General features: G+C 58.9%; 1 pseudogene. It reads left to right on the forward strand.

What is annotated here, in order from left to right:
• Positions 1 to 232: pseudogene (locus BJF92_RS23210) on the forward strand (IS5/IS1182 family transposase); the annotation flags it as partial.
• Between the last annotated feature and the right edge of the window lie 9 nt (positions 233 to 241).

Raw genomic sequence — 241 nt, forward strand, 5'->3', positions numbered from 1 at the left:
CCACCTGCGCGGCTTGCTTAGCCAAAGGCAGATCCAGGCGGTCATCCCGCCAAAGGCTGACCGGAAGGAGCCGATTGCCTGTGACTTCGCCATGTATCGCTGGCGCCATCTCATTGAGAACTTCTTCTGCGATCTCAAGCAGTTCAGGGCCATCGCGACCCGCTACGACAAGACGGACGTCAGCTTCATGGCCTGGATCTTCCTGCGCGCGGCACACCTTCGGCTCAAATGAATGTCAACG

This window comes from Xaviernesmea rhizosphaerae (assembly GCF_001938945.1).
In the GTDB taxonomy this organism is placed as follows: domain Bacteria; phylum Pseudomonadota; class Alphaproteobacteria; order Rhizobiales; family Rhizobiaceae; genus Xaviernesmea; species Xaviernesmea rhizosphaerae.